General features: G+C 63.9%; 18 protein-coding genes. 10 read left to right on the top strand and 8 right to left on the bottom strand.

What is annotated here, in order from left to right; all coding sequences use genetic code 11:
* Nucleotides 1–2 precede the first annotated feature (2 nt).
* On the bottom strand, nt 3–1,931 hold the full coding sequence (locus AC1DX4_RS19565) for an autotransporter assembly complex protein TamA (protein ID WP_477221849.1): 1,929 nt from the start codon (nt 1,929–1,931) through the stop codon (nt 3–5).
* A 280-nt stretch (nt 1,932–2,211) separates the two neighbouring features.
* On the opposite strand from AC1DX4_RS19565, the gene AC1DX4_RS19560 reads away from it, so the two are divergent.
* The 7 genes from AC1DX4_RS19560 to AC1DX4_RS19530 all read left to right on the top strand — a co-directional run bounded on the left by AC1DX4_RS19560 (nt 2,212) and on the right by AC1DX4_RS19530 (nt 14,988).
* Nucleotides 2,212–7,710 carry an alpha-2-macroglobulin family protein gene (locus AC1DX4_RS19560; RefSeq protein WP_477221848.1) on the top strand — a complete coding sequence of 1,833 codons (5,499 nt, stop codon included), beginning with the start codon at nt 2,212–2,214 and terminating at the stop codon, nt 7,708–7,710.
* 105 nt (nt 7,711–7,815) lie between these two features.
* Nucleotides 7,816–9,906: a penicillin-binding protein 1C gene (gene pbpC, locus AC1DX4_RS19555; RefSeq protein ID WP_477221847.1), complete on the top strand. Its 2,091-nt coding sequence runs from the start codon at nt 7,816–7,818 to the stop codon at nt 9,904–9,906.
* 211 nt (nt 9,907–10,117) lie between these two features.
* Nucleotides 10,118–10,876, top strand: a complete 759-nt coding sequence (locus AC1DX4_RS19550) for a M15 family metallopeptidase (protein ID WP_477221846.1) — start codon at nt 10,118–10,120, stop codon at nt 10,874–10,876.
* A 220-nt stretch (nt 10,877–11,096) separates the two neighbouring features.
* The gene (locus AC1DX4_RS19545) at nt 11,097–12,125 is read left to right on the top strand and encodes a sulfate ABC transporter substrate-binding protein (protein WP_477221845.1); all 1,029 of its coding nucleotides are present in this window, start codon (nt 11,097–11,099) and stop codon (nt 12,123–12,125) included.
* Between the two features lie 80 nt (nt 12,126–12,205).
* Entirely contained in the window at nt 12,206–13,057 is an 852-nt protein-coding gene (gene cysT, locus AC1DX4_RS19540; RefSeq protein WP_475450021.1) for a sulfate ABC transporter permease subunit CysT, read from the top strand.
* Complete coding sequence (cysW, locus tag AC1DX4_RS19535; RefSeq protein ID WP_477221844.1) at nt 13,050–13,934, top strand: sulfate ABC transporter permease subunit CysW; 885 nt, start codon at nt 13,050–13,052, stop codon at nt 13,932–13,934. Before cysT ends, cysW begins: the two co-directional genes overlap by 8 nt.
* A gap of 13 nt (nt 13,935–13,947) precedes the next feature.
* Nucleotides 13,948–14,988: a sulfate/molybdate ABC transporter ATP-binding protein gene (locus AC1DX4_RS19530; RefSeq protein ID WP_477221843.1), complete on the top strand. Its 1,041-nt coding sequence runs from the start codon at nt 13,948–13,950 to the stop codon at nt 14,986–14,988.
* A 15-nt stretch (nt 14,989–15,003) separates the two neighbouring features.
* On the opposite strand, the gene AC1DX4_RS19525 is transcribed toward AC1DX4_RS19530, so the two are convergent.
* Complete coding sequence (locus AC1DX4_RS19525; protein ID WP_477221842.1) at nt 15,004–15,402, bottom strand: PIN domain-containing protein; 399 nt, start codon at nt 15,400–15,402, stop codon at nt 15,004–15,006.
* Nucleotides 15,402–15,674 (bottom strand): antitoxin, encoded by a 273-nt coding sequence (locus tag AC1DX4_RS19520; RefSeq protein ID WP_477221841.1) that lies wholly within the window; start codon nt 15,672–15,674, stop codon nt 15,402–15,404. Before AC1DX4_RS19520 ends, AC1DX4_RS19525 begins: the two co-directional genes overlap by 1 nt.
* Before the next feature lie 232 nt (nt 15,675–15,906).
* Here AC1DX4_RS19520 and AC1DX4_RS19515 point away from each other — a divergent pair, with 232 nt between their 5' ends.
* From AC1DX4_RS19515 to AC1DX4_RS19505, 3 genes are all read left to right on the top strand, one after another.
* Entirely contained in the window at nt 15,907–16,893 is a 987-nt protein-coding gene (locus AC1DX4_RS19515) for a sulfate ABC transporter substrate-binding protein (protein WP_475450017.1), read from the top strand.
* Nucleotides 16,894–17,143: 250 nt separating this feature from the next.
* Nucleotides 17,144–17,593 carry an RrF2 family transcriptional regulator gene (locus tag AC1DX4_RS19510; protein ID WP_010910348.1) on the top strand — a complete coding sequence of 150 codons (450 nt, stop codon included), beginning with the start codon at nt 17,144–17,146 and terminating at the stop codon, nt 17,591–17,593.
* Nucleotides 17,594–17,885: 292 nt separating this feature from the next.
* A complete protein-coding gene (locus AC1DX4_RS19505) occupies nt 17,886–18,908 on the top strand; it encodes a hypothetical protein (protein ID WP_477221840.1) in 1,023 nt (340 codons plus the stop codon).
* On the opposite strand, the gene AC1DX4_RS19500 is transcribed toward AC1DX4_RS19505, so the two are convergent.
* The 5 genes from AC1DX4_RS19500 to AC1DX4_RS19480 form a co-directional block, all read right to left on the bottom strand.
* Complete coding sequence (locus AC1DX4_RS19500; RefSeq protein ID WP_477221839.1) at nt 18,903–19,451, bottom strand: gluconokinase; 549 nt, start codon at nt 19,449–19,451, stop codon at nt 18,903–18,905. The genes AC1DX4_RS19505 and AC1DX4_RS19500 overlap by 6 nt on opposite strands.
* 2 nt (nt 19,452–19,453) lie before the next feature.
* The gene (locus AC1DX4_RS19495) at nt 19,454–20,440 is read right to left on the bottom strand and encodes an ABC transporter permease (RefSeq protein ID WP_155256506.1); all 987 of its coding nucleotides are present in this window, start codon (nt 20,438–20,440) and stop codon (nt 19,454–19,456) included.
* Nucleotides 20,441–20,454: 14 nt separating this feature from the next.
* Nucleotides 20,455–21,435, bottom strand: coding sequence for an ABC transporter permease (locus AC1DX4_RS19490; RefSeq protein WP_477221838.1), 981 nt, complete (start codon nt 21,433–21,435; stop codon nt 20,455–20,457).
* On the bottom strand, nt 21,432–22,979 hold the full coding sequence (locus AC1DX4_RS19485; protein ID WP_477221837.1) for a sugar ABC transporter ATP-binding protein: 1,548 nt from the start codon (nt 22,977–22,979) through the stop codon (nt 21,432–21,434). Before AC1DX4_RS19485 ends, AC1DX4_RS19490 begins: the two co-directional genes overlap by 4 nt.
* A gap of 82 nt (nt 22,980–23,061) precedes the next feature.
* Nucleotides 23,062–24,189, bottom strand: a complete 1,128-nt coding sequence (locus AC1DX4_RS19480) for a sugar ABC transporter substrate-binding protein (RefSeq protein ID WP_477221836.1) — start codon at nt 24,187–24,189, stop codon at nt 23,062–23,064.
* Between the last annotated feature and the right edge of the window lie 129 nt (nt 24,190–24,318).

Below are 24,318 nucleotides of genomic sequence, written 5' to 3'. Positions count from 1 at the left end.
CGTCAGAATGCCTGTCCGATGCCGGCATAGATGCCGAAACGCGGGTCACCGGGATCGCGGTTGAGCGGCACGGCGGCATCGATGCGCAGCGGCCCGAACGGCGTCACATAGCGCAGGCCTACGCCGGCGCCGACCTTGACGTCGGAGAAATTGGGCACCGACTTCGTCGACACCGTGCCGGCGTCGACGAACGGCACGATGCCGATCGTGTCGGTGACGGCGATGCGCATTTCGACCGAGGTCTCGAAGAAGGACAGGCCGCCGATCGGCTGTCCGTTGAAGTCTTTCGGGCCGATGCCCTGATAGGCATAGCCGCGCACCGAACCGCCACCGCCGGAATAGAAACGCCGGTCGGCCGGAACATTCTGCAACCCGGTGCCGACGATCGAGCCGGCGGCGACGCGCTCGGCCAGCACGAACTTCGAGGCTGTATCCAGCGACTGATAGGCCGATCCCTCGCCCCTCAGCTTGAGGAAGGCCGCACCATTCATGATGTCATAGCTCGGTTCGGCATAGGCCAGCACCCTGAAGCCGCTGGTCGGGTTCAGCCGGTTGTCGCGGTTATCGTAGACATATTGCAGCGGAATGCTGGCGATCAGGTACTTGTGCTTGCCGAAGGCGTCGTGGATCCGAGAGTAGTCGAGCGCGACCTCGGCCGAGACGGTCTGCTTCTTGTCGAGTTCATAGGACAGGCCGGTGCTGCCCTTGATCGAGAAATGGTCGTAGGCGTCCGGATGCTCGAGCACGGTCTTCACACTGGCAAAGAATTTCGATGCCGGCCCGATCACGCCGGGTTTCTCGAACATGATGCCGGCATTGTAGTTCAGATCGGACAGATTGTTGCTGCCGATGCCGCTAATGGCGCCGTCGATGCGCAGCTTTTCGGCGTGACCAAACAGGTTGCGGTGCCCCCAATAGCCTTCCAGGCCAAGGCCCTCGGTGTTCGAGAAAGTGCCGCCCAGCCCGAAATAGCGCGGCTTGCGCTCGCTGACCTGAACGCCGATCGGAATGTTGCCGTCGGCGTCGAGCTTGTCGGCTTCCTTGAACGTCACGCTGTTGAAGACCTCGAGCGCCAGCAGCCGGTCGCGCGCATCGCTGATCTCCTGCGGCGAGTACTGCTTGCCGCGCTTCAGCCCGGTCATGTATTCGGTGAAGTCGCGGTCGACCTTCTCCGTGCCTTCCACCGTGGTCGCGCCATAGCCGGCGACCGGTCCGGCGGCGACAGTCAGCGTCACGTCGAGCGTCGAGGTGGCATGGTCGGCGACGATCTGCCGGTCGGTAACCTTGGCCAGCGGCCTGCCCTGCTCCTTCAGCGTCCGCACGATCAGCGCCTCGGCCTTGAGCACCGCGCCGGACCCAGCGTCGCCGCCTGATATCAGGCCGTAATCGGCGCTCATCAGCCCCGCCGCGTCGCCTTCCAGCCTGATGTTGCCAAGCGTGAATTTGGGCCCTGCGGCGATGACAATCGCCACTGGAATCGGCTGCGGGCCCTTGAATTCGGCGTCCGGCGGCAAGTCGTCGAGCGGCTTGCCGTCGATGGTGATGGTGACCACGCCTTCATAGCGGGCATCGGCATAAAGTGCGGCGACCAGCTGTTCACGATCGCTTCGCGCCTTGGCCATCAGCCCGAGCGAGCCTGAGACCGGCCGGTCCTCATCGCCTTTCAGTGCCGAGGTGTTTTCAAGCTTCTTGACCAGGGCCTTGTCTGCATCGGGCGCAGTGATGGTCACGGCATAGCGCAGCGGATCGACGATATCGGCGTCCTCGTCGTTGGACGATCCCCACAGCTTGATGCCGAAAAGCTCGAAAGCGGCGGCTGGCTGTGATTCGGCGGCCAGCGCGCTCGCGCACATCATGGCCAAAAGCAGGGCGCGCGGAAGAACGCGCCCTGGCGCGGTCCTTCCTGACATCTGCTTTTCATGCGCCGGCATTAAGACAACCTAGGTTACAAAACTAAAATTGGAATGAAGTTCTGAAGCGCTCGTAAAGGGGCCACAATCCAATTGTCTGAAATAGGACGGGCTTGGAATTCACACCTTCTGCGTTTCCGCAAGAATGCGTGATCCCCTGTCCCGTGGAGGTTACTGTTCGCATACCGGTCCTTGGCCGGGAAATAAACCGTTGGCAGGCGGAACCTGCCGCGTTCGCGCGTTGACAAGCTTGACTGAAGCTTGAACATGCCCGGACGTCTGCACTTGTCTGGAGGGTGTTATGGCAATGCGCGCGGCTCGTGGTCTGTCTATCCTTATCCTTCTTTTCCTTGCCTGGGCCAATGTCTTAGCCTGGAACAGCGTCGCGCAAGCGGCCGAAGCCCGGCGAATCGCAACAACAGACAATTCCGACTATTTCGGCTTTGATCTCAGATCCGACCAGAATGTCACCCTCGACCAGTGCAAGACGACATGCCTTGGCGATCCGGCCTGCCGCGCCTTCACCTACAACACCAAGGCCAAATGGTGTTTTCTCAAATCCGACTATAACCAGCTGAAGCCCTTCAGCGGCGCGGTTGCGGGCAAGATCGTCAACATTGACGGCGATCCCGATATCGGCGCGCCGCCGGAACTCGCCTTCTTCCCCAACTGGATGGCCGACCAGGCCCAGCAGTACCGCAACAAGCTGCTTGGCCCCGCTTTTGACAAGCCGACCGAAGGCATGGCGGCCCTGATCAACGCGGCCGAGCAGGCCGTTTTGACCGGTGACCATCGCTCCGCCATGCAGAAATACGAAGCCGCTGTCTCGGTGATGCCCGATGACGGCCAGCTCTGGCTCAATCTGGCGCGCGAAACCCTTGCCGTGCAGCCCGCAGCCAGCACCGCGGAAGTATCCACTTTCCCGATGAACGGCACTTCCGCTGCCTTCAACGCCTATAAGCTTTTGCGCACCACCAAGACGCGCGCCGACGTGCTGGCGCTGCTCGGCAATGGCCTCGACAAGCGCGATCTCTACCGTCCTGCCCTGCAGGCCTATGAGGCGAGCCTTGCGCTTGTCACCTCGCCGGCTGTCCAGGCCGATTATGCCGACCTCAAGGCCCGCAAGGGTTTCCGTGTCGTCGACCACAGCGTCGATGCCGACACCAGCGCGCCGCGCATCTGCGCACAATTCTCCGAGGAACTGGTCAAGACCGGCGTCGACTATGCGCAGTTCGTCACTGTCGACAACGCGCCGCCCAAAGGCGTCGAGGCCAAAGACAAGCAGATCTGCGTCGAAGGGCTCGAACACGGCCAGCATTATGATGTCACCTTCCGCGCCGGCCTGCCGGCGGCCATTGGCGAAGTGACCGCCGCTCCCGTGGTGCTGTCGATCTATGTGCAGGACCGCGCCCCATCCGCCCGCTTCACCGGCGACAGCTTCGTGCTGCCGGCCGGCGCACGCCGCGGCATTCCGGTCGTCACCGTCAACATGAACGCCGCCCAGATGAAGCTCTACCGCATCGGCGACCGCTCGCTGGCGCAGCTTCTGTCGGGCTATCAGTTCCTGCACCAGCTCGACAGCTATGACATCTCCAACATTTCCGAGCAGATGGGCTCGCCGGTCTGGCAAGGCCAGCTCGACATCGTCAACGACCTCAACAAGGAGGTCACCACCTCCTTCCCCGTCGACGAGGCGGTGCCGCAGCGCAAGCCCGGCGTCTATGTGCTGACCGCCCAGCCGGTCAACGATAAGAGCGACGACTATGGCTCGATGGCCACGCAATGGTTCGTCGTCTCCGACATCGGCCTGTCGACCTATACCGGCCAGGATGGGCTCAATGTCTTTGCCCGTTCGCTGGGCTCGGCCAAGCCGATTGCCGGCGCCGAACTGACGCTGGTCGCCCGCAACAACGAGGTGCTCGGCACCGCGACATCGGATGCCGACGGCCACGCCGTCTTCAATCCCGGCCTGACACGCGGCGACGGCGGCATGGTGCCGGCCGTGCTGATGGCCAAGCAGGGCGACAATGATTTCGTCTTCCTCGACATGTCCAAGGCCGGCTTCGACCTCTCCGACCGCGGCGTCACCGGGCGCGCGGCGCCCGGCGCGCTCGACGTCTATGCCTGGACCGAACGCGGCATCTACCGCGCCGGCGAGGATGTCCATGTCGCCGCCCTTGCCCGCGATGGCGCGGCCAAGGCGGTCGAGAACCTGCCGCTGACCTTCATCTTCTCGCGCCCAGACGGCGTCGAAGACCGCCGCATCGTCAGCGACGGCGCTTCGGCCGGCGGCCATGCCGTCGACCTGCCGCTGGAACCCAACGCCATGCGCGGCACCTGGTCGGTGTCGATCTACACCGATCCCAAGCAGCCGGCGGTCGCCAGCCAGATGTTCCTGGTCGAGGATTTCGTGCCGGATCGCATCGAATTCGACATGAAGGCCGACAAGCAGGAAATCGAGCGTGGCGAAACCGCCAACATCAACATCGACGGCCGCTTCCTCTATGGCGCGCCGGCGGCGGGCCTGGCCCTGGAAGGCGAGTTGACGCTGTCGACGGCGCGCGACTGGGACCGCTTCCCCAACTTCTCCTTCGGCCTCGCCGACGAGCAGTCGGCGGAGCCCACGGTCACGCCGCTGACCAACCTGCCGGTGGTCGGCGATGACGGCAAGGCGACCTTCCCGGTTACCGTCGACCAATTGCCCTCGACCACCAAGCTGGTCGACGGCAAGGTGACGGTGCGCATGCGTGAAACCGGCGGCCGCGCCATCGAGCGCTCGCTCAACATCGGCATCCGCCCGCAAGGCCATATGATCGGCATCCGTCCGGATTTCGCCGATGGTGAAGTGCCGCAGGGCGGCACGGCCAAATTCAGCCTGATCGCGGTCGATCCCTCCGGCAAGCGCGAGGCGCTGAAAGGCGCGCAGTGGACGCTGGTCAAGGTCGAACGCAATTACCAGTGGTACCGCTCCAGCAATTCGTGGAACTACGAGCCGGTCACCCTCACCAAGTCGATCGCCAACGGCCAGATCGACCTCAACGCCGATGGCGACGCCACCGTCTCCGTGCCGGTCGACTGGGGCCAGTACCGGCTCGAGGTCGAAACCTCCGATCCAGAGGGACCTGCGACCAGCTATGAGTTCGACGCCGGCTGGTATGTCGCCTCGACGACCACCGAAACGCCCGACGGCCTGGAAATCGCCCTCGACAAGGACAATTATGCCGCGGGCGAAGTGGCCAAGCTGAAAGTCTCGCCGCATTTTGCCGGCGAACTTCTGATCAATATCGGTTCCGACAAGCTGTTGAAGACCATCACGGCGACCGTGCCGGCCGGCGGCAGCACCGTCGACATTCCGGTCGGCGACGACTGGGGCGCCGGCGCCTATGTCACGGCAACCCTGTTCCGGCCGGGCGATGCGCAGGAAACGCGCATGCCGGCCCGCGCCATCGGCGTGAAATGGCTGACGGTCGATCCGGGCGCCAAGAAGCTCGCGGTTACGCTGACGCCGCCGGACAAGACCATGCCGCGCCAGCAGCTGTCGATCCCGGTTTCCGTGGCCGGCGTGCAGCCGGGCACCAACGCCTATGTCATGGTTGCCGCCGTCGATGTCGGCATCCTCAACTTGACCAACTACAAGGCGCCGGACCCGGAGAACTGGTTCTTCGGCCAGCGCATGCTGGGCATGGAGATACGCGACATCTATGGCCGCCTGATCGATGGCTCGCTCGGCACCACCGGCAAGCTTCGGACCGGCGGTGACGGCGCCAACATGCAGGCGCAAGGCAGCCCGCCCACCGAAAAGCTGGTCGCCTTCTTCTCCGGCCCGGTCCAGCTCGACGCCGACGGCAAGGCACGGATCGACTTCGACATCCCGCAGTTCAACGGCACCGTGCGCGTCATGGCCGTCGCCTGGACCAAGGAAGCGGTCGGCCATGCCCAGTCGGATGTCATCGTGCGCGACCCGGTGGTCATCACCGCCGGCCTGCCGCGCTTCCTGGCGCCTGGTGATGCCGCCGTCATGCGGCTCGACGTGGCCGACACGGACGGTCCGGCCGGCGATTATGCCTTTTCGATCGACACGACGGGCGACCTGTCGACCGGCGACAAGCCCCTGCCCCAGAAGCTGACGCTCGCCCAGGGCAAGCGCCAGACGCTGACCGTGCCGCTGATCGCAAAGACGCCGGGCAATGCCTCGCTCACCATCAAGCTGGCGCATGCCGACGGCACCAAGGTCGAGCAGACGCTCTACGTGCCGGTGCGCCCGGCGCAATTGCCGGTCACCACGCGCCTTGTGGTCGACCTCAAGGGCAATGGCGGCGCGCTGCGCGTCGACAAGGAGCTGCTGGCGGCAAGCCTGCTTGAGGGTGCCTCCGTCAGCGTCGGCGTTTCGCAGGCGGCAGCCTTCGACGTGCCCTCGCTGTTGATGACGCTCGACCGCTACCCCTATGGCTGCGCCGAGCAGACCACCAGCCGCGCCATGCCGCTTCTCTACGTCAATGAGATGGCGTCGGGCGTCGGCATGGAGAGCGACCCCGACCTGCACGGCCGCATCCAGGATGCCATCTACAAGGTGCTGAGCTACCAGTCCTCGTCTGGCAGCTTCGGCCTGTGGGGTCCGGGCTCCGGCGATCTGTGGCTCGACGCCTATGTCAGCGAGTTCCTGACCAGGGCGCGCGAGCAGAAATACGACGTGCCGGCGCTGGCCATGAACCAGGCGCTGAGCAATCTGCAGAACTCGCTCGGCTACGACCAGAGCGTACAGGACCGCGGCAGCGAGATCGCCTACGCCCTCTACGTTCTCGCCCGCAACAAGAAGGCCTCGATCGGCGACCTGCGCTACTACGCGGACACTCAGCTCGAAGCCTTCACGAGCCCGATGGCCGTTGCCCAGCTGGCGGCGAGCCTTGCGCTCTACGGCGACACGCAGCGCTCGGAGGCGACGTTCAAGACCGCGCTGCAGCTCGAAAAGTCGCAAACCGACTACGACTGGTACCGCTCCGACTACGGCTCGGCGCTGCGTGACGGCGCGGCGATGCTGTCGCTGGCGGCGGAATCGAAGCCGGTGTCGACGATCGTGCCGGAGCTGATCAAGCTGGTGACCAGGGAACGCGCCGAAGTGCGCTGGACCAGCACCCAGGACGATTCCTGGATGCTGCTGGCGGCCCGCGCGCTGAAGGAAGGCAATGACTCGATCACGCTGACCGTCAATGGCGCGCCGCATTCGGGCGGCTATTCCAACCAGGTCAACGGCTCCGAACTGGTCGACAGCCCGCTCGAAATCGCCAACACCGGCAAGACCCCGCTGCAGGCCGTCGTCACCACCGTGGCGTCGCCGATCCAGCCCTTGCCGGCCGGCGGCGACGGCTTCACCATCGACCGCACCTACTACAAGCTCGATGGCACCGAAGCCAATGTGACGGAGGCCACCCAGAACGAACGTTATGTCGTCGTGCTCAAGGTCACCGAACAGAACAGCTGGCCGTCGCGCCTGCTGGTCACCGACCTGTTGCCCGCCGGCTTCGAGATCGACAATCCCGGCCTGGTCTCCAGCGCGCAATTGACGAACTTCTCCTGGCTGGCGCAGACCGACGCCGCCCATCTCGAATTCCGCGACGACCGTTTCGTCGCGGCGTTCAACCCGGCCGATGGCGAGCACGACCACAATCTGACGCTTGCCTATGTCGTGCGCGCCGTGACGCCGGGCACCTACGCCCATCCGGCGGCAACGGTGGAAGACATGTACCGGCCGCAATTTTCGGCCCGCACCGCCACCGGCATGATGGAGATCAAGGCGCCGTAAGGCACCTGTCGTGACGATCATGCAAATGGCGATTGCGCAGACGACAGTTCCCTTCTCCCCGTTCTACGGGGAGAAGGTGCCGGCAGGCGGATGAGGGGCAGCGCCATGCTCTCCAGAAAATTTCTCCGTCGAACAGGCATCGCCGCCGCCTCCCTGGTGGGTTTTGCGGCGGTCGCCACAGCTACCTTGTGGGAACTCGACCGCGCCTTCCCGCCGCCACTCCCGGCGACGTTGACGGTCTCCACCGAGGTCCAGGACCGCGACGGCCAGTTGCTGCGCGCCTTCGCCACGCCGGACGGCTACTGGCGGCTGGAAACCCGGCTCGACCAGGTCGACAAGCAGTTCGTCGACATGCTGGTCACCTATGAGGACAAGCGTTTCTGGGATCATCAGGGCGTCGACGTGCTGGCGCTTGGCCGCGCCGCGGGGCAGCTCATCACCAGCGGCCACATCGTCTCCGGCGGCTCGACCCTGTCAATGCAGCTTGCCCGCCTGATCGAGCCGCGCGAAAGCCGCAGCCTCGGCTCCAAGATCAAGCAGATGCTGCGCGCCATCCAGATCGAGCGGCGGCTGTCCAAGCGCGAGATCCTCGAACGCTACCTGACGCTGGCGCCCTATGGCGGCAACCTCGAAGGCGTGCGCGCCGCTTCGCTCGCCTATTTCGGCAAGGAGCCGAAGCGGCTTACCGTCTCGGAAGCCGCCCTGCTCGTCGCCCTTCCCCAATTGCCGGAAAAGCGCCGGCCCGACCGCAATCTCGGAATCGCCCACGCCGCCCGCGACCGCGTGCTGACCCGCATGGTCTCATCAGGCCTGATCGGCGAACGCGAGGCGGCCCGCGCCGCGCTCGACGACGTGTCGGGCCTGCGCCGCACTTTGCCGGCGCTCGCCGCGCACGCCGCCTATGCGATGCTGCCCAGGGCCGTTCCCGGTCAGCCGCTCAAGCTGACGATCCGCAAAAGCGTCCAGCAGGGGCTGGAACAGGTGGCGCGCGATGCCGCCATCAAACTTGGACCGCGTCTCTCCGTCGCCATGGTGCTGGCCGACTCCCGCACCGGCGACATTCTGGGCGAAGTCGGCTCGGCCAATTTCTTCGACGCCAGCCGCTCCGGCTGGATCGACATGACCAAGATCGTGCGCTCGCCCGGCTCGACGCTGAAACCGTTCATCTATGGCCTCGCCTTCGAACAGGGACTGGTGGCGCAGGAAACGCTGATCGAGGACAGCCCAGTCGATTTCGGCGGCTACCGGCCAAAGAATTTCGACATGGGCTATCAGGGCGATGTCTCGATCCGCCAGGCGCTGCAACTGTCGCTCAACGTGCCGGCGATCCGCGTGCTCGACGCGGTCGGCCCGGCGCGGTTGACGGCGCGCTTCCGCCAAGCCGGCGTCAACCCGATCCTGCCGATCAACGAAGCCCCGGGCCTGGCGATAGGCCTCGGCGGCGTTGGCGTCACGCTGCGTGACCTCGTCCAGCTCTATACGGGGCTCGCCAATGGCGGCAAGACGCACACGCTGCATGATGGCACCGAGCCGGCCAATGCCGAACGCACCACCGCCACCATCCTCAACGAGCAGGCGAACTGGCAGATCATCGACATCTTGTCGGGGGTAAAACCGCCGGAAGGCGCCTTGCAACGCGGCATCGCCTACAAGACCGGCACTTCCTACGGCTATCGCGATGCCTGGTCGGTCGGCTTCGACGGCCGCTATGTCCTGGGTGTCTGGGTCGGCCGTCCCGATGCCGGGGCGGTCCCGGGCCTCTCCGGCTATGTCTCGGCCGCCCCTATCCTGTTCGAAGGCTTTGTCCGCTCGGGCCTTGCCACCGTGCCGCTGCCGGGCAAGCCGCCCGGCGCCTTCACCCCCAAGCGCGAGGATCTGCCGGTGACGCTCGCCCGCTTCGGCGCCGGCGCCGACGGGCTGGTGCAGGCAACGCCGACCGAACCCGCCCCGACCATCATCTTCCCGCCGGACGGCGCCCGCGTCGACCTTGCCACAAACTCCGCCGACGCCACGCCGCTGGTGCTGAAACTGCAAGGCGGCCGTGCGCCCTTCCGCTGGCTGGCCAATGGCAAGCCACTGGCTGGTATCGACCGCCGCCGCACCGCGACCTGGCAACCGGACGGTGCTGGCTACTCGACACTGACCGTGATCGACGCGGCGGGGCGGGCGGCGAGCGTGAAAGTCTTCGTTGAATAGACCGAGCCAAGCGATTCTGCGCGTTGGCATTCTACAAGGTCAGCCGATAGCAGGATACTTACCCATGCCTGTTCCGAGGCACCCCCCTCTGGCCTGCCGGCCATCTCCCCCGCAAGGGGGGAGATCGGCAGCTCCGGCGTCTAGTCCACTTCTACAATGGTGGAGATTGGCGAAAGCGGCTGAGCGCTCAATCTCCCCCCTTGCCGGGGAGATGTCTGGCAGGGCAGAGGGGGGTGCCTCGCGCAGACCTCGACTGTCGGCAGCCTCAGCCCTGGCAGCAACGATCCTTGTCGCGGCAATCCCTCTCCCCGTTTCCGCCGATCCCCTCCCCGCCGGCTTCGTCCGCCTCGCCGATATCGCCCCCTCGATCCGCCAGGACATCCGCTACGCCGGACCGGACGATTTCCTCCACCGCAAGGTGAGCGGCTACGACGCACCGGTCTGCATTCTCACCTTGCAGGCGGCGCAAGCCCTGGCTGGCGTCCAGCAGGCAATTGCCGTGAAAGGCCTGACACTGGTCGTGTTCGACTGCTACCGCCCTGCCCGAGGCGTCGCCGACATGGGCAAATGGACACGAGAGGGCGGGCCGCCCGATCCGCAATGGTACCCGAAGGTGCGGCGTGGCGACCTCATCGCCAAGGGCTATGTCGGTGAACTGTCAACCCATTCGCGCGGCTCGACCGTCGATGTCGCGATTGCGCAGGTCGACGGTCCATCCGTCTCCAAGCCGGCCTGCGGCGCCATCGATGCCGATACGCTCGACTTCGGCACCGGTTTCGACTGTTTCGACCCAATGAGCGAGACGTCGCACCACCCGCTCGGCAGTGAAGCGGCGGCAAACCGCAAGCTGCTTGTCGCCGCCATGCGTACCGCCGGCTTCAAGAACTATGCCCGCGAATGGTGGCACTTCACGCTGGCAGACGAACCGTTCGCCAAGGAGCGTTTCGACTTTCCCGTTACCGCCGAGTAATTCGCGCCATCGATTCCCTGCGGCCTTGCCCCGACACCTCACATTTCTACATAGGTCAGCTAGCGGCGTGGATTCGCTGCGGTCGCGCGCAGCGGAAGATATTTCTACAGGATGAAAAATTTCGTCGAAGATTTTCTCCAATGGGGCAAAAAAGGCAACATTCGATGCATCTAATTTCTATCAATTCGGTAGATTTGGCGCGGGTTCAACGGAGGCAGAAATGACCAAACCTCATTTCAGGAAACTGCTCGGCGCACTGGTCGTCACATCGGTTCTATCAGGCACGCTCGGTTTCGCGTTTGCCGACACCACCATCCTCAACGTGTCCTACGATCCGACACGTGAGCTCTACAAAGCTTATGACGAGGCCTTTGCCGCGCACTGGAAGGCCGAGACCGGCGAGACGGTGACCATCCAGCAGTCGCACGGCGGATCGGGCGCCCAGGCGCGCGCCGTGATCGACGGCCTCGATGCCGACGTGGTGACGCTGGCGCTTGAGGGCGACATCAACGCCATCGTCTCGAAGTCGAAGAAGATCAACCCCGACTGGCGCAAGAAATTCGAAAACAATTCAGCACCTTACACCTCGACCATCATCTTCCTGGTCCGCAAGGGCAACCCCAAGGGCATTCACGACTGGAGCGATCTGGTCAAGGACGGCGTCCAGGTGATCACGCCGAACCCCAAGACTTCGGGCGGCGCCCGCTGGAACTACCTCGCCGCATGGGCCTACGCCAACGCCAATGATGGCGGCGACGAGGCCAAGACCAAGGAATTCGTCGGCAAGCTCTACGCCAATGCCCCGGTTCTCGACACCGGCGCGCGCGGCTCGACCGTGACCTTCGCGCAAAAGGGCATCGGCGACGTGCTGATCGGCTGGGAAAACGACGCCTATCTGGCACTTAACGAATTCGGCGCCGACAATTTCGAGATCGTCTATCCGCCGACATCGATCCTGGCCGAGCCGCCTGTGGCCATTGTCGACGCCAATGTCGACGCCAAGGGCACGCGCAAGGTGGCCGAAGCCTATCTCGGCTGGCTCTATTCCAAGGAAGGCCAGACGATTATCGCCAAGAACCACTATCGCCCCGCCAAGCCCGAACTGGTCGCGCCGGCGGATATTCCGAAGACGCCTGACATCAAGCTGATCTCCATCGACGACCCGCTTTTCGGCGGCTGGAAGAAGGCACAGCCTTATCATTTCGGCGACGGTGGTATATTCGACCAGATCTACAAGCCGGCCCAGTGAGGTTCGGCAGTCCCGAGGAAGCCCGCGAATGGGCTTCTTCGGCAAGTCTGGTTGAGTAAGAAGGGACAATCCAGAACTCCATGACCACAGCACCCGCGCAGGCGGGGTGGCGATTCAGGCAGCCGAGTGTCATTCCGGGTTTCGGATTGACGCTCGGCTTCTCGCTTGCCTACCTCACCCTCATCATCCTCATTCCGCTTTCCGGGCTGGTCTGGCGCTCGGCCTCTCTCGGCTGGGCTGAATTCTGGGCGATCGCCAGCGACCGCCGGACCCTCAACGCGCTGGAAATCAGCTTCGGCACCGCCTTCCTCGCGGCGATCGTCAATGTCGTCTTCGGCACGCTGGTCGCCTGGGTGCTGGTGCGCTACCGCTTTCCCGGCCGCCGCATCGTCGATGCCATGGTCGACCTGCCCTTCGCCCTGCCGACGGCGGTGGCGGGCATTGCGCTCACCACGCTCTATGCGCCGAACGGCTGGATCGGCAAATTGCTGATGCCGCTCGGCATCAAGGTCGCCTACACGCCGCTTGGCATCGTCGTCGCACTCGTCTTCATCGGCCTGCCCTTCGTCGTGCGCACGGTGCAGCCGATCATGGAAGAAATCGACAAGGAAGTGGAGGAAGCGGCCGCCACGCTTGGCGCCAGCCGCTTCCAGATCATCACCCGCGTGCTGTTTCCGGGCCTGGCGCCGGCCATCATCACCGGCTTTTCGCTGGCCTTTGCGCGCGGCGTCGGCGAATACGGCTCGGTCATCTTCATCGCCGGCAATCTGCCCTACAAATCCGAGATCGCACCGCTTCTGATCGTCATCCGGCTGGAGGAATACAACTACCCGGCAGCGACCGCGATCGCGGCGATCATGCTGGCTCTGTCGTTCGTCATGCTGCTGGTCGTCAATCTCGTGCAGACATGGAGCCGCAAGCGCTATGGCTGATCCCGAGATCAAATCCTACGAACCCTACCATGAGAGCCGCTCGGCGGCGGTGACCGAAAGCCGTCCGGCGCAGGCCGTGCTGATGGCGATTGCCTTTGCCTTCCTCGGCATCTTTCTGCTTTTACCGCTCATCATTGTCTTCCATGAGGCGCTGGCGAAAGGCATCGGTGCCTATACGCAAGCGCTGGTCGAACCGGATGCGCGCTCGGCGATCCACCTGACGCTGCTTGTCGCGGCGATCTCGGTGCCGCTCAACGTCGTCTTCGGCATCTCCGCCGCCTGGGCGATCGCCAAGTTCGAGTTCAAGGGCAAGGCATTTCTGACCACGCTGATCGACCTGCCTTTCTCGGTCTCGCCGGTCATTTCAGGCCTGGTCTATGTGCTTTTGTTCGGCGCTCAAGGGCTGCTCGGAGCGTGGCTGAAGGGACATGGCATCCAGATCCTGTTCGCCGTGCCGGGCATCGTGCTGGCCACCGTCTTCGTCACCTTCCCCTTCGTCGCCCGCGAACTGATCCCGCTGATGCAGGAACAGGGCAATGGCGATGAGGAGGCAGCACTCTCGCTCGGCGCCAATGGCTGGCAGACCTTCTGGTACGTGACGCTGCCCAACATCAAGTGGGGACTGCTCTATGGCGTGCTCCTGTGCAACGCCCGCGCCATGGGCGAATTCGGCGCGGTGTCCGTGGTTTCGGGCCATATACGCGGCCTGACCAACACCATGCCGCTGCACGTCGAAATCCTCTATAACGAGTACAACGCGGTCGGCGCTTTCGCCGTCGCCTCACTGCTTGCCGGGCTGGCACTCGTCACGTTGGTCTTGAAAACACTGCTCGAGATGCGCTACGGCGCCGAGCTTGCCGCGACGCGCGGACATTAGCAGAGGGATTTGTATGGAAGTTCGCGTTGCCAACGTGCGCAAGGAGTTCGAGCGGTTTCCGGCGCTCCACGATGTGTCGCTCGATATCAAGTCGGGCGAGTTGATCGCGTTGCTGGGGCCATCCGGCTCCGGCAAGACGACGCTGCTCAGGCTGATCGCCGGGCTGGAGCGGCCGACCCGTGGAAAAATCTTCTTCGGCGACGAGGACGCTTCGCAGAAGTCGATCCAGGAGCGCAATGTCGGCTTCGTCTTCCAGCATTATGCGCTGTTCCGGCACATGACCGTGGCCGACAACATCGGCTTCGGCCTGAAAGTCCGGCATGGGTCCTCGCGGCCGCCGGCTCAGGAAATCCGACGTCGCGCCTCCGAGCTTCTCGACCTCGTCCAGCTTTCGGGGCTTGAAAAGCGCTATCCGGCGCAGCTCTCCGGCGGCCAGCGCCAGCGCGTGGCGCTGGCACGCGCCATGGCGATCGAACCCAAGGTGTTGTTGCTCGACGAACCGTTCGGCGCGCTCGATGCGCAGGTGCGCCGCGAACTGCGCCGCTGGCTACGCGAGATCCATGACCGCACCGGCCACACCACCGTCTTCGTCACCCACGACCAGGAAGAGGCGCTGGAACTTGCCGACCGCGTCGTGGTGATGAGCCAGGGTCGCATCGAGCAGGTCGGCACCGCCGACGACATCTACGACACGCCGAACTCGCCCTTCGTCTATGGCTTCATCGGCGAATCGAGCTCGCTTCCCGTCAAGGTCGAGCATGGCGAGATCTGGCTCGCCGATCGCCCCATCGGGCTGTCCGCGCCGCATGCGCCCGAGGGCGACGCGACGCTGTATTTCCGCCCGCACGATGTCGAACTGCTCGATGGCTGCAGCGGCTGCATCGCCGGCACGGTCGCCGCCAGCCGCCGCGTTGCCGGCACGCGGCGCGTCGAACTCGAGATCGGCGGCGAGCGCCAGCGGGTCGAGATCGAACTGCCAGTCGACCATCCGGCGGCGCAGAAGAGCCGGGTAGCCTTCCGACCGGGGCGTTGGAAGCTGTTCCCGGCGGCTTGATCCTCGGGTCAGGCGCTATTCCAGCCAGTTCTCGACCTTCAGCTTCCGTATCCGGGTGAACTCCCCGATGTTGGCGGTCACCAAAATGGTGCCCAGCACACAGGCGTGAGCGGCAATAAAAAGGTCATTGTGGCCAATGGGTTGACCAACGGACTCCAGCTCGGCGCGAAGTGCGCCGTACTCGGCATCCACTGGCACATCGAGCGGCAAGACAGGGATCTCAGCCAAAAGGTCCTCGACCTTCTTGAGCAGCTTGGTCGACCCTTTCCTGGCGCAGCCATATCTTAGCTCCGAGGCAACGACGATGCTGGTGCACACAGCGGCGTCTCCCTCACGCACCATTGCAATGGCGGCCTTGCCCGCCGGGTTTCGGATGATGTCGCTGATGATGTTCGTATCCAGCATGAACCGCATCAAAAAATGTCCTCGGACTGGACCGGCGCATCTTTGATCTCGGGGAAGTCGTCCTCAGGACCGAGCGGTGGCTCCTTCGCCCATTGGGCGAGCAACGCCGTCAGGCCGGGCTTGCGGACCGGCTCGATGATCAAGCGGTCGCCTTCACGGCTGATCAGGACCTTGTCACCCGAAAGCTCGAACTCGACAGGAATGCGCACCGCCTGGCTGCGGTTGTTGCGGAAGAGCTTGGCCTCCTTGGGTGGCGTTGTTGAACGACGATGCTGGGGCATAACGATCTCCCTTTGTATATGCCATATGTATATGCCAAAAGGTGCCACAAGGCAAGGAACAGAAAAACCCAGGCTGAAGCGAAAGTCATCTGGAACAGAATTCTAAGGACCGGCAGTATTGTTCACATCTTTTCTCGCGGCGAGGCTGCGGAACCGTCGTGCATGCCTCGCCCTGCCCCATGCCTCACGGCTATTGTCAGCCATTAACGCATTGCATCCGGAGCCCGTTTTTATGAAGCGATTTTTCCTTGGCGTTGCCACTGTCGCCGGCCTGTTCCTCGCATCCTCCCAAGCCTGGTCCGCCGACAAGCTGCTCAACGCCTCCTATGACGTCGGTCGCGAACTGTTCGTTCAGGTCAACAAGGCCTTCGTCGCCGGACATCCGGGCGTCACCATTGACCAGTCGCATGCCGGTACCTCGGCGCAGGCGCGCGCCATCGCCGAGGGCCTGGGCGCCGATGTCGTCACCTTCAACCAGGTCACCGACATCGATTTCCTCGTCAAGAAGGGCCTCGTCTCCGCCGACTGGCAGAAAGACTTTGCCAACAACGCTTCGCCCTTCTATTCGCTGCCTTCGTTCCTTGTCCGTGCGGGCAATCCCAAGCACATCAAGGACTGGAACGATCTGGTGCGCGACGATGTGCAGGTGATCTTCCCCAACCCGAAGACGTCGGGCAATGCGCGCTACACCTATCTGGCGGCCACCGCCTACGCCAAGGAAGCCTTCAAAGGCGATGATGCCAAGGTGAAGGAGTTCATCACCAAGCTGTTCAACAACGTGCCGATCTTCGACACTGGCGGCCGCGCCGCGACCACCACCTTCGTGCAGCGCGAGATCGGCGACGTGCTGATCACCTTCGAGTCCGAGACGCGCGGCATCCGCAAGGAGTATGGCGACGACAAGTTCGAGCAGGTCACGCCCTCGGTCAGCCTGCTGGCGGAATTCCCGGTGGCCATCGTCGACAAGGTCGCCGACGAGCACGGCACCCGCGATCTGGCCAAGACCTACCTCGATTTCCTCTACACGCCCGAGGGCCAGGACATCCTCGCCCAGAACGGCAACCGGGTACGTGACGCGGCCGTCGCCGCCAAATACAAGGCCGACTTCCCGGAGGTGCGCCTGCTGACGGTGGAAGACGTCTTCGGCGGTTGGGACAAGATCCAGAAAGAGCATTTTGCCGCCGGCGGCCTGCTCGACCAGGCCTATGGCAGCCGCTGACGGCTACAGCATACAAAGAATAGATGATGGAAAGCCGGCAACAAGCCGGCTTTCTTCGTTTTTGCCGTCAGTCATGGCGAATGCGGCACCATCCCGGCAAAACGTTACAAAGAATCAACGCGTTTGTGCCTAACGTGCCATTTGGCGTCTTGTTTTCGCGAAATGCCTTCGCGCGGCGAAATCGTCATTATTTGCACACAAACAGCCGCCAGATGCGAGGTGGTTGGGGCTTCAACGGGTTGACTCGGGCATGCTGACAAAAAAAGGCAAATACGGCCTCAAGGCCCTCGTGCATCTTTCCAGTCTTCCGGTTGGCCAATTGGCTTTCGTCAACGACATCGCGGTCGCCAACAACATCCCGAAGAAATTCCTCGACGCCATCCTCGGCGAATTGCGCAATGCCGGCTTTGTGCAGAGCCGCAAGGGCAAGGAAGGCGGCTATCGCCTCGCCCGCCCGGCCTCCGAGATCAAGATCGGCCATGTCGTGCGCGTGCTGGACGGGCCGCTGGCGCCGATACCCTGCGCCAGCCGCACGCAATACCAGCGCTGCGAGGATTGCGACGAAGCCACCTGCCAGGTCCGGCACATGATGCTGGAAGTGCGCCAGGCGATCGCCGAGGTGCTGGACAACCGCAGCCTCGCCGCCATGCGGGATGCCGACAACGACGATTTCCCGGTCGAGCTGTCGTCGCAAATCTAATGCATGTCGCCCAAAAGTGACCTCGGTTTTGGGAGAACGACATGCATAACAACAAAGATCTAAAGCGCGTAGCATGACGTGCTTTAGATCGACGGCTGGCGATCGGCGTTCATCACTGTAAGATTGCGCAATGCGCGCAGGCGCATTGCAGCAACAGGAACGGATGGACGCCCGCTGGATGAGGCTGTCGAAGTTCGCGAGATCCCGAAAAACTGCTCGTAGGCCGACCGCCACGGCCAGGTTCCAGACTGAGATCATCGCCGACGTCCCGGTCCCGGAAAGGGCTGAGGACGTGCGCTTCTTCAGCCGCAAGGTCGTGCACCCTGGCAGGGTGCGCCGGCTCTCGAACCAGGACCTGCGCGAAAGCCTGATGGCCGTGTTCTACGTCGTGGTCGCGGCCTCAGTGCCGGTGCGCTGGTGGGCGTCGATCTGCGATCGGATGTCCAGGCTTCGCCTGAAACGCCATATGCGCAAGCAATTTCCGGCCTATGCCGCCGCGACGCGCGCTGTGCTTGGCAACGGCATCGACGCGCGCAAGCTGTTCGAGGCATTGCTCGCGTCGCGCCACCGCCGCCGGCTGCAGCTTGCCGCGCATCTGGTCGCCAAACGCTGGTCACCAACGATCCGGCTGGAAGGGGTCGAGGGGCTGCAGGCTGCCCTGCAACGTGGCCGCGGCGCCATCATCTGGTGCGATCAGTTCACCTCGCAGACCATCTTCGGCAAGCGTGCCCTGCATGAGGCGGGCATCGAAGCGCATCAGGTGAGCGTCAACACCCACGGTATTTCCGAATCCGCGTTCGGTCTGCGTTTCCTGAACCAGCCGCTGGTCAAGGTCGAGAATCGCTACCTCAAAAGCCGCATCGTCTTCGAACGCGACGACGCCTATCAGGTCACCATCCGCATCCAGAAAATCCTCAGAGGCAATGGCGTGGTGCTGATGACCAACAACATCCACGCCGGCTCGACCTTCACCGAAGTCGCTTTGGGCGAGAACGGCTGGACACATCTTGCCTCGGCCCCGGCGAATTTTGCCGCGAGGGGCAAGGCGGCGCTGTTTGCCATGTCGACCTTTGAGACCCTTCCCTTCCGCGAATACAGGGCCGTCATCAGCCCGGAGCTGTTGCCGGCTGAAGCGGAGATGGGACGAGACGGTGCCAAGGACATGGTGCTGCAGGCACGCTATATCCTGCTCAAGCGCGACCGGCTGCTCGAAGCGCTGAAACTGTTCCCCGAACAGATGCTGATCTGGTCCGGCGGCCGGCGAATGACGGAAGCCTCGGATGACGCCCTGACCGGCGACGATATCGGCTCATGACCTGGCCAGCAGCCGCATCGCGTCGGCAACGACATCGGCAACGGGACGAGTCGCGTCGATTGTCAGGGCCCGCTCATCCCTCCCAGGCGGCTCCAGGATGGCGAACTGGCTGTCGACCAGGCTTGCCGGCATGAAATGGCCCTTGCGGCTGGCAACGCGCCGCCGCGCGGTGGTGGGATCGATCTCCAGATAGAGGAAGACGATGTCAGCGCAAAAACCGCGCAGTCGGTCGCGGTAGCTGCGCTTCAGCGCCGAGCAGGCCGCGACCACGCTCTGCCCTTTGCCGAGCGACGCAGCGATCCGCTCGCCGATCGCGTCGAGCCAGCCTTCGCGCAACCGGTCGGTGAGCGGCTCGCCGCTGGCCATGCGCGCCACGTTTTCCGGCGGATGGAGCCGGTCGCCCTCGATGAAGACGGCGTTCAGCGTGGCCGCCAGCGCGATACCGACAGCCGACTTGCCGCAGCCGGCGACCCCCATCACCACGATGGCCGGAGATGCCGAACCAGGAACGCCCACCAGCGCCTGCACTGCCTTTTCGTCCACGGTCAGCGGCTTGCCGGCGCGCGGCCGTAGAGCAGCAGCATGGCGACGATGACGACGCCATAGATAATCTGCCGCCCCGCCTCCGGCATCTGCATGACCGACAGGATGGATTGCAACAGCGTGATCAGGATGACGCCGGCGACGGTGCCGAGATAGGACCCGCGCCCGCCGAGGATCGAAGTGCCGCCAAGCACCACGGCGGCGATCGACGGCAAGAGATAGGCATCGCCCATCGACTGCGCCGCCTTCGAGGCATAGCCGGCCAGCAGCACGCCGCCAAAGGCGGACAGCCCGCCGGAGACGGCGAAGGCGATCATCACCACACGCCTTGTGTCGATACCCGAGAGATAGGCGGCGCGCTCGCGGTTGCCGATGCCATAGACGGTGCGGCCAAAGCCGGTGCGGGTCAGCACGAACACCATCGCCGCACCGATGACAGCCCAGATGATGACCGCGTTGGGCACGCCCGGAATGGTAAAACCCGTGGCGAGATAGCGCATGGCGCGGGTCGCCGAATCCTGGGGCGAGAAGCCGCCGGTGTAGACCACCATCAGCCCTTGCGCGACGGCGTTGGTGGCGAGCGTGATGATCATCGAGGGAATGCGCAGATAGGCGACGCCGATGCCGTTGACGACGCCGATCAGCACCCCGCAGAAGATGCCGAAAGGGATGGCCAGCGCCACGCCGACCGGACCGTAGGCGGCGGCCGCGCAGGCCATCATCGCGCCTGCGGCCACCGACCACGGCACCGACAGGTCGATCTGACCGAGCAGGACGACCAGCATCATGCCGGTGGCAATGACGCCGAGGAACGAGGCCACCTTGAGCTGCTGCAGCAGATATTCAGGCGACAGGAAGCTTCGGGAATAGAGGCTGCCGAGGAACAGCAACAGCACGATACAGGCGAATGCCGTCAGCACCGCCGGATCGGCGCGGCGGATGAATTTCGGCATGCGGCCGGCAATGCCGCCGTCGCTCTTCCCAACCATCGGCGTCGTTTCGCTCACAGGAACCACTCCAGCCGGTTGCGGACCCGAAACAGGGCGAAGGCGCCGAGGCTGACCGCGATCAGCAGGATAACGCCCTGGAACAGCGGCTGCCAGAGCGGATCGAAATCGAACACGAACAACAAATCGCCGATGGTGCGGAAGGCGAGTGCGCCGAAGATCGCGCCGATGGCGCTGCCCTTGCCGCCGAACAGCGAGACGCCGCCCAGCACCACGGCGGCGATGGAAAACAGCGTGTAGGCGTTGCCGCTGGCATAGGCCGCGTCGCCCGTATAGGTGAAGAAGGTCAGGAACAGCCCGCCGATCGCCGCCAGCAGCCCGGCCAGAGTGTAGGCGGCGAATTTGCCCCGCCTTATCGGTACGCCGGACATATAGGCCGCCGTCTCCGACGATCCCGCCGCGTAAGCGGCCCGCCCAAGCACCGAGCGGCTGAACGGCACCCAGATCACCAGCACGATGGCGAGCAGCACGACGAGGCTCGCCGGCACCACGCTGAACACACGGCCGGTCAACGCATCGGCCAGATCCTCATTGACCGAACCGCCCGGGAACGGCCGCAGCAGAAGACCGATGCCGTAGAAAACGGCTCCGGTGGCGATGGTGGCGACGATCGGCTGCAGCCGTCCGTAGATGACGATGGCGCCGTTGATGGCGCCGCACAAAAGACCGACCGCCAGCACGGCGATGACACCGAGCGTCGTCTGCATCGGCGTGCCCACCACCAGCCAGGAGGCCAGGCAGTTGGTGAGGAGAAAAATCATGCCGACGGACAGGTCAATGCCGGCGGTGATCACCACCAGCGTCTGCGCCATGGCGACAAAGGCGAGCAGCACGCCCTTGTTCGCCGCCGTCTGCACCACATTGGCGGTGAAGCCGGCCGGATGGTTCGATGTGTAGATGACGAACATGACGATGAAGATGCCGAGCGCCAGCAGCGTTCCGCGTTGCTCGGCCAGCCAATAGCGCCAATCTTTCACGCACTTGCTCCCAGGCCCACCGGGCTCTCCTCGCCATGGATGTTGAGGGCGCTTGAAATCAGCGCCCGCTCGGTGATCTCGGCGCCGACCAACTCGCGCTTGACGGCGCCGTCATAGAGCACCAGCACGCGGTCGCAGCAGCCGATCAGCTCGTCATAGTCGGTCGAATAGAACAGGATCGCCGCCCCCGCGTCAGCGAGCTTGCGCATCAGCTGGTAGAGCTCCTGCTTGGTGCCGACATCGATGCCGCGCGTCGGATCGTTGAGCAGGATGATGCGCGGCTGGCGCATCAGCCATTTGGCGATGACCACCTTTTGCTGGTTGCCGCCAGACAGCGCGCCGACCGGAATGTCGAGCCCCGCCGTCTTGATCGCCAGAAGGCCGACCATGTCGTCGATCAGCCGCTGTTCGGCGGCGCGGTCGATGACGCCACCCCGCGACAGCCGGTCCAGCGCGGCGAAGGACAGGTTTTCGCGCACCGTCATCGGCAACATCAGGCCTTCGGTCTTGCGGTCCTCTGGAATGAGCGCCATGCCGATACCGTCCTCGCGGGCAGCAGCGGGGCTGGCGATCTTGACCGGCTTGCCGTCGATAAGGACCTGACCCGACAGGCCACGCAGCACGCCGAAGAAAGCCAGCAGCAATTCGCGCTGGCCCTGGCCGTCGAGGCCGCCAAGGCCGACGACCTCGCCGGCCCTGACCGTCAGCGAGATATTGTCGAGCCGGTCAGTCCAGGACAGCTTGCGGGCTTCAAGCCTGGGTGCGGCTGTGGCTGGCACCGCCGCCGGCTTGGGCGGAAAAATATGGCTGTATTCGCGGCCGATCATCAGTTCGACCACCTCATTGTCGCTCTTGGAGCCGGCCTTGTAGCTGGCAACGTTACGGCCGTTGCGGAACACTGTGCACTGATCGGCGAGTTCCGCGATCTCATTCATGCGATGCGAGATGTAGAGCAGCGCCAGCCCTTCTGAGCGCAGCCGCTTCAGCACGCCAAAAATGTTCGAGACATCCGCCGCGGCGAGCGCGGACGTCGCCTCGTCCAGGATCAGGATGCGCGGCTTCCTGGCCAGCGCCTTGGCGATCTCGACCATCTGCCTTCTTGAGAGGGGAAGATCCTTCACCAGCGCCAGTGGATGGATGTCGGCCGCGCCCGCGCGGGCAAGAGCTTCCTCCGCGATGCGGCGCTGCGCCTTGCGGTCGATCATGCCGAAGCGTTTGGGCGGGTCTGATATGACGATGTTGTCGGCGACGCTGAGTTCGGGAACCAGCGACAGTTCCTGGAAGATGCAGACGATGCCGGCCTTGTTGGCGGCAGCCGGCGAAGCGAAGCTCACCTCGCGACCATCCAGCATCATGCGGCCTTCGTCGGCCGCGACGACGCCCGCCATCACCTTGATCAGCGTCGATTTGCCGGCGCCGTTTTCGCCAAGGATAGCGTGGATGCTGCCGGGCGTGACGACAAGCTCCGCCTTTTCCAGCGCCCGCACGCCGCCATAGCGCTTGGATATGCCTTCCATCTGGAAGAGCGGAACCGCAGCGTCCATCGGCCCTCCCGAGGCACTTTGACGACCAGAGATATCGAGTGGCCGGCGCCGTGGGGGGATCCCACGGCGCCGAGTGTACAGCCTACTGGTCAGCCTTGGTCTGACCCATGATTTCCTGCGCTGTGAAATTGATGCCGCAGGTCGGGAAGGAATTGCCGACGAAGAAATTGTCGGACTGGTCGGGGAAGAAGTCCTGACCGGCCTTGAAGTTGGGATCCTCGACGATCGCCAGCGGCAGCTTGACCGACTGCGGGACGACATTGCCTTCAAGCGCTGCGATCGCAGTCTTGATGGCAACCGCCACCTGCGCCGGGCCGGTACCGGCTGACGAGCATTTCAACCCGTCGGCTGCATGGGCGGCGCAGAATTTGCGGAAGCCGTTCTCGGTCTCGCCGCCGAACGGCACGAACGGATGCTTGGCATCGATCATCGCCTGCACGATGCCGGTGTCGCCGCCCTGTCCCGTGACGGCGTCGAAGGGGCCGTTGGTGGCGATTGCATCGGCAGAAGCCTTTTGCGCAACGCCGTCATCCCACTTGCCGACGACCTCGGTGACGGCCCATTTCTTGCCGGAGGCGTCGAGAGCCTCATGGATGCCATTATGGCGGTCGGTGTCGACCGATGTGCCGGCAACGCCGCGCACCTCGAGCACCTTGCCGCCGTTCGGCACATGCGAGACCAGCCATTTGCCCCACAGTTCGCCAAGACCCTTCTGGTCGACGTTGACGTTGATGGCGTCCTTGGTGTCGAGAATATTGTCGAAGGCAACCAGCACGACACCGGCTTCCTTGGCGCGCTTGATCACCGGCCCGAAGGCGGTCGGGTTCTGCGCGTTGACGACGATCGCGTCATAGCCGGAATCGATGAAGTTGTTGATCGCCGAAATCTGCGCCGGCACGTCTTCGCCGGTCGAGACGACCTTGAATTCCTTCAATTTCGCCGCAACGTCCTTCTGCGCCGCATAGGCCTTCGCGGTCTGCACCATCTGGATACGCCAGGTGTTGGCGATATAGCCGTTGGCGAGCGCAATGCGGTATGGGCCGGCCTTCTTGGGGAACTTGAAGAACAGCGTGTCCGCGGCCCAAGGTGCGAAGCAATCCGGCTCGGCAGCCGGGCCCTTGACGACTTCAGGGCCTGCGGCAATCGCCGACGAGCTCAACATGACGAATGCAGTGGCGGCAACGATGCCACCAACAAGTGACTTGATCATCGATAATCCTCCCGATTGCAGTTCTGATTTGTCTGTTCAGTTTTTATGAAATTTTCGCGTTTCCGGCTGGCCCCTCCGCCTTGCCCAGTCACGCCTGCCAGGTGCTGAAGACCTCCGCGATCCCTCCCC

The organism is Mesorhizobium sp. P3_A8 (assembly GCF_056402995.1).
Note: the sequence above shows the minus strand (reverse complement) of the source record. Positions and strands in the feature narration are given on the sequence as shown.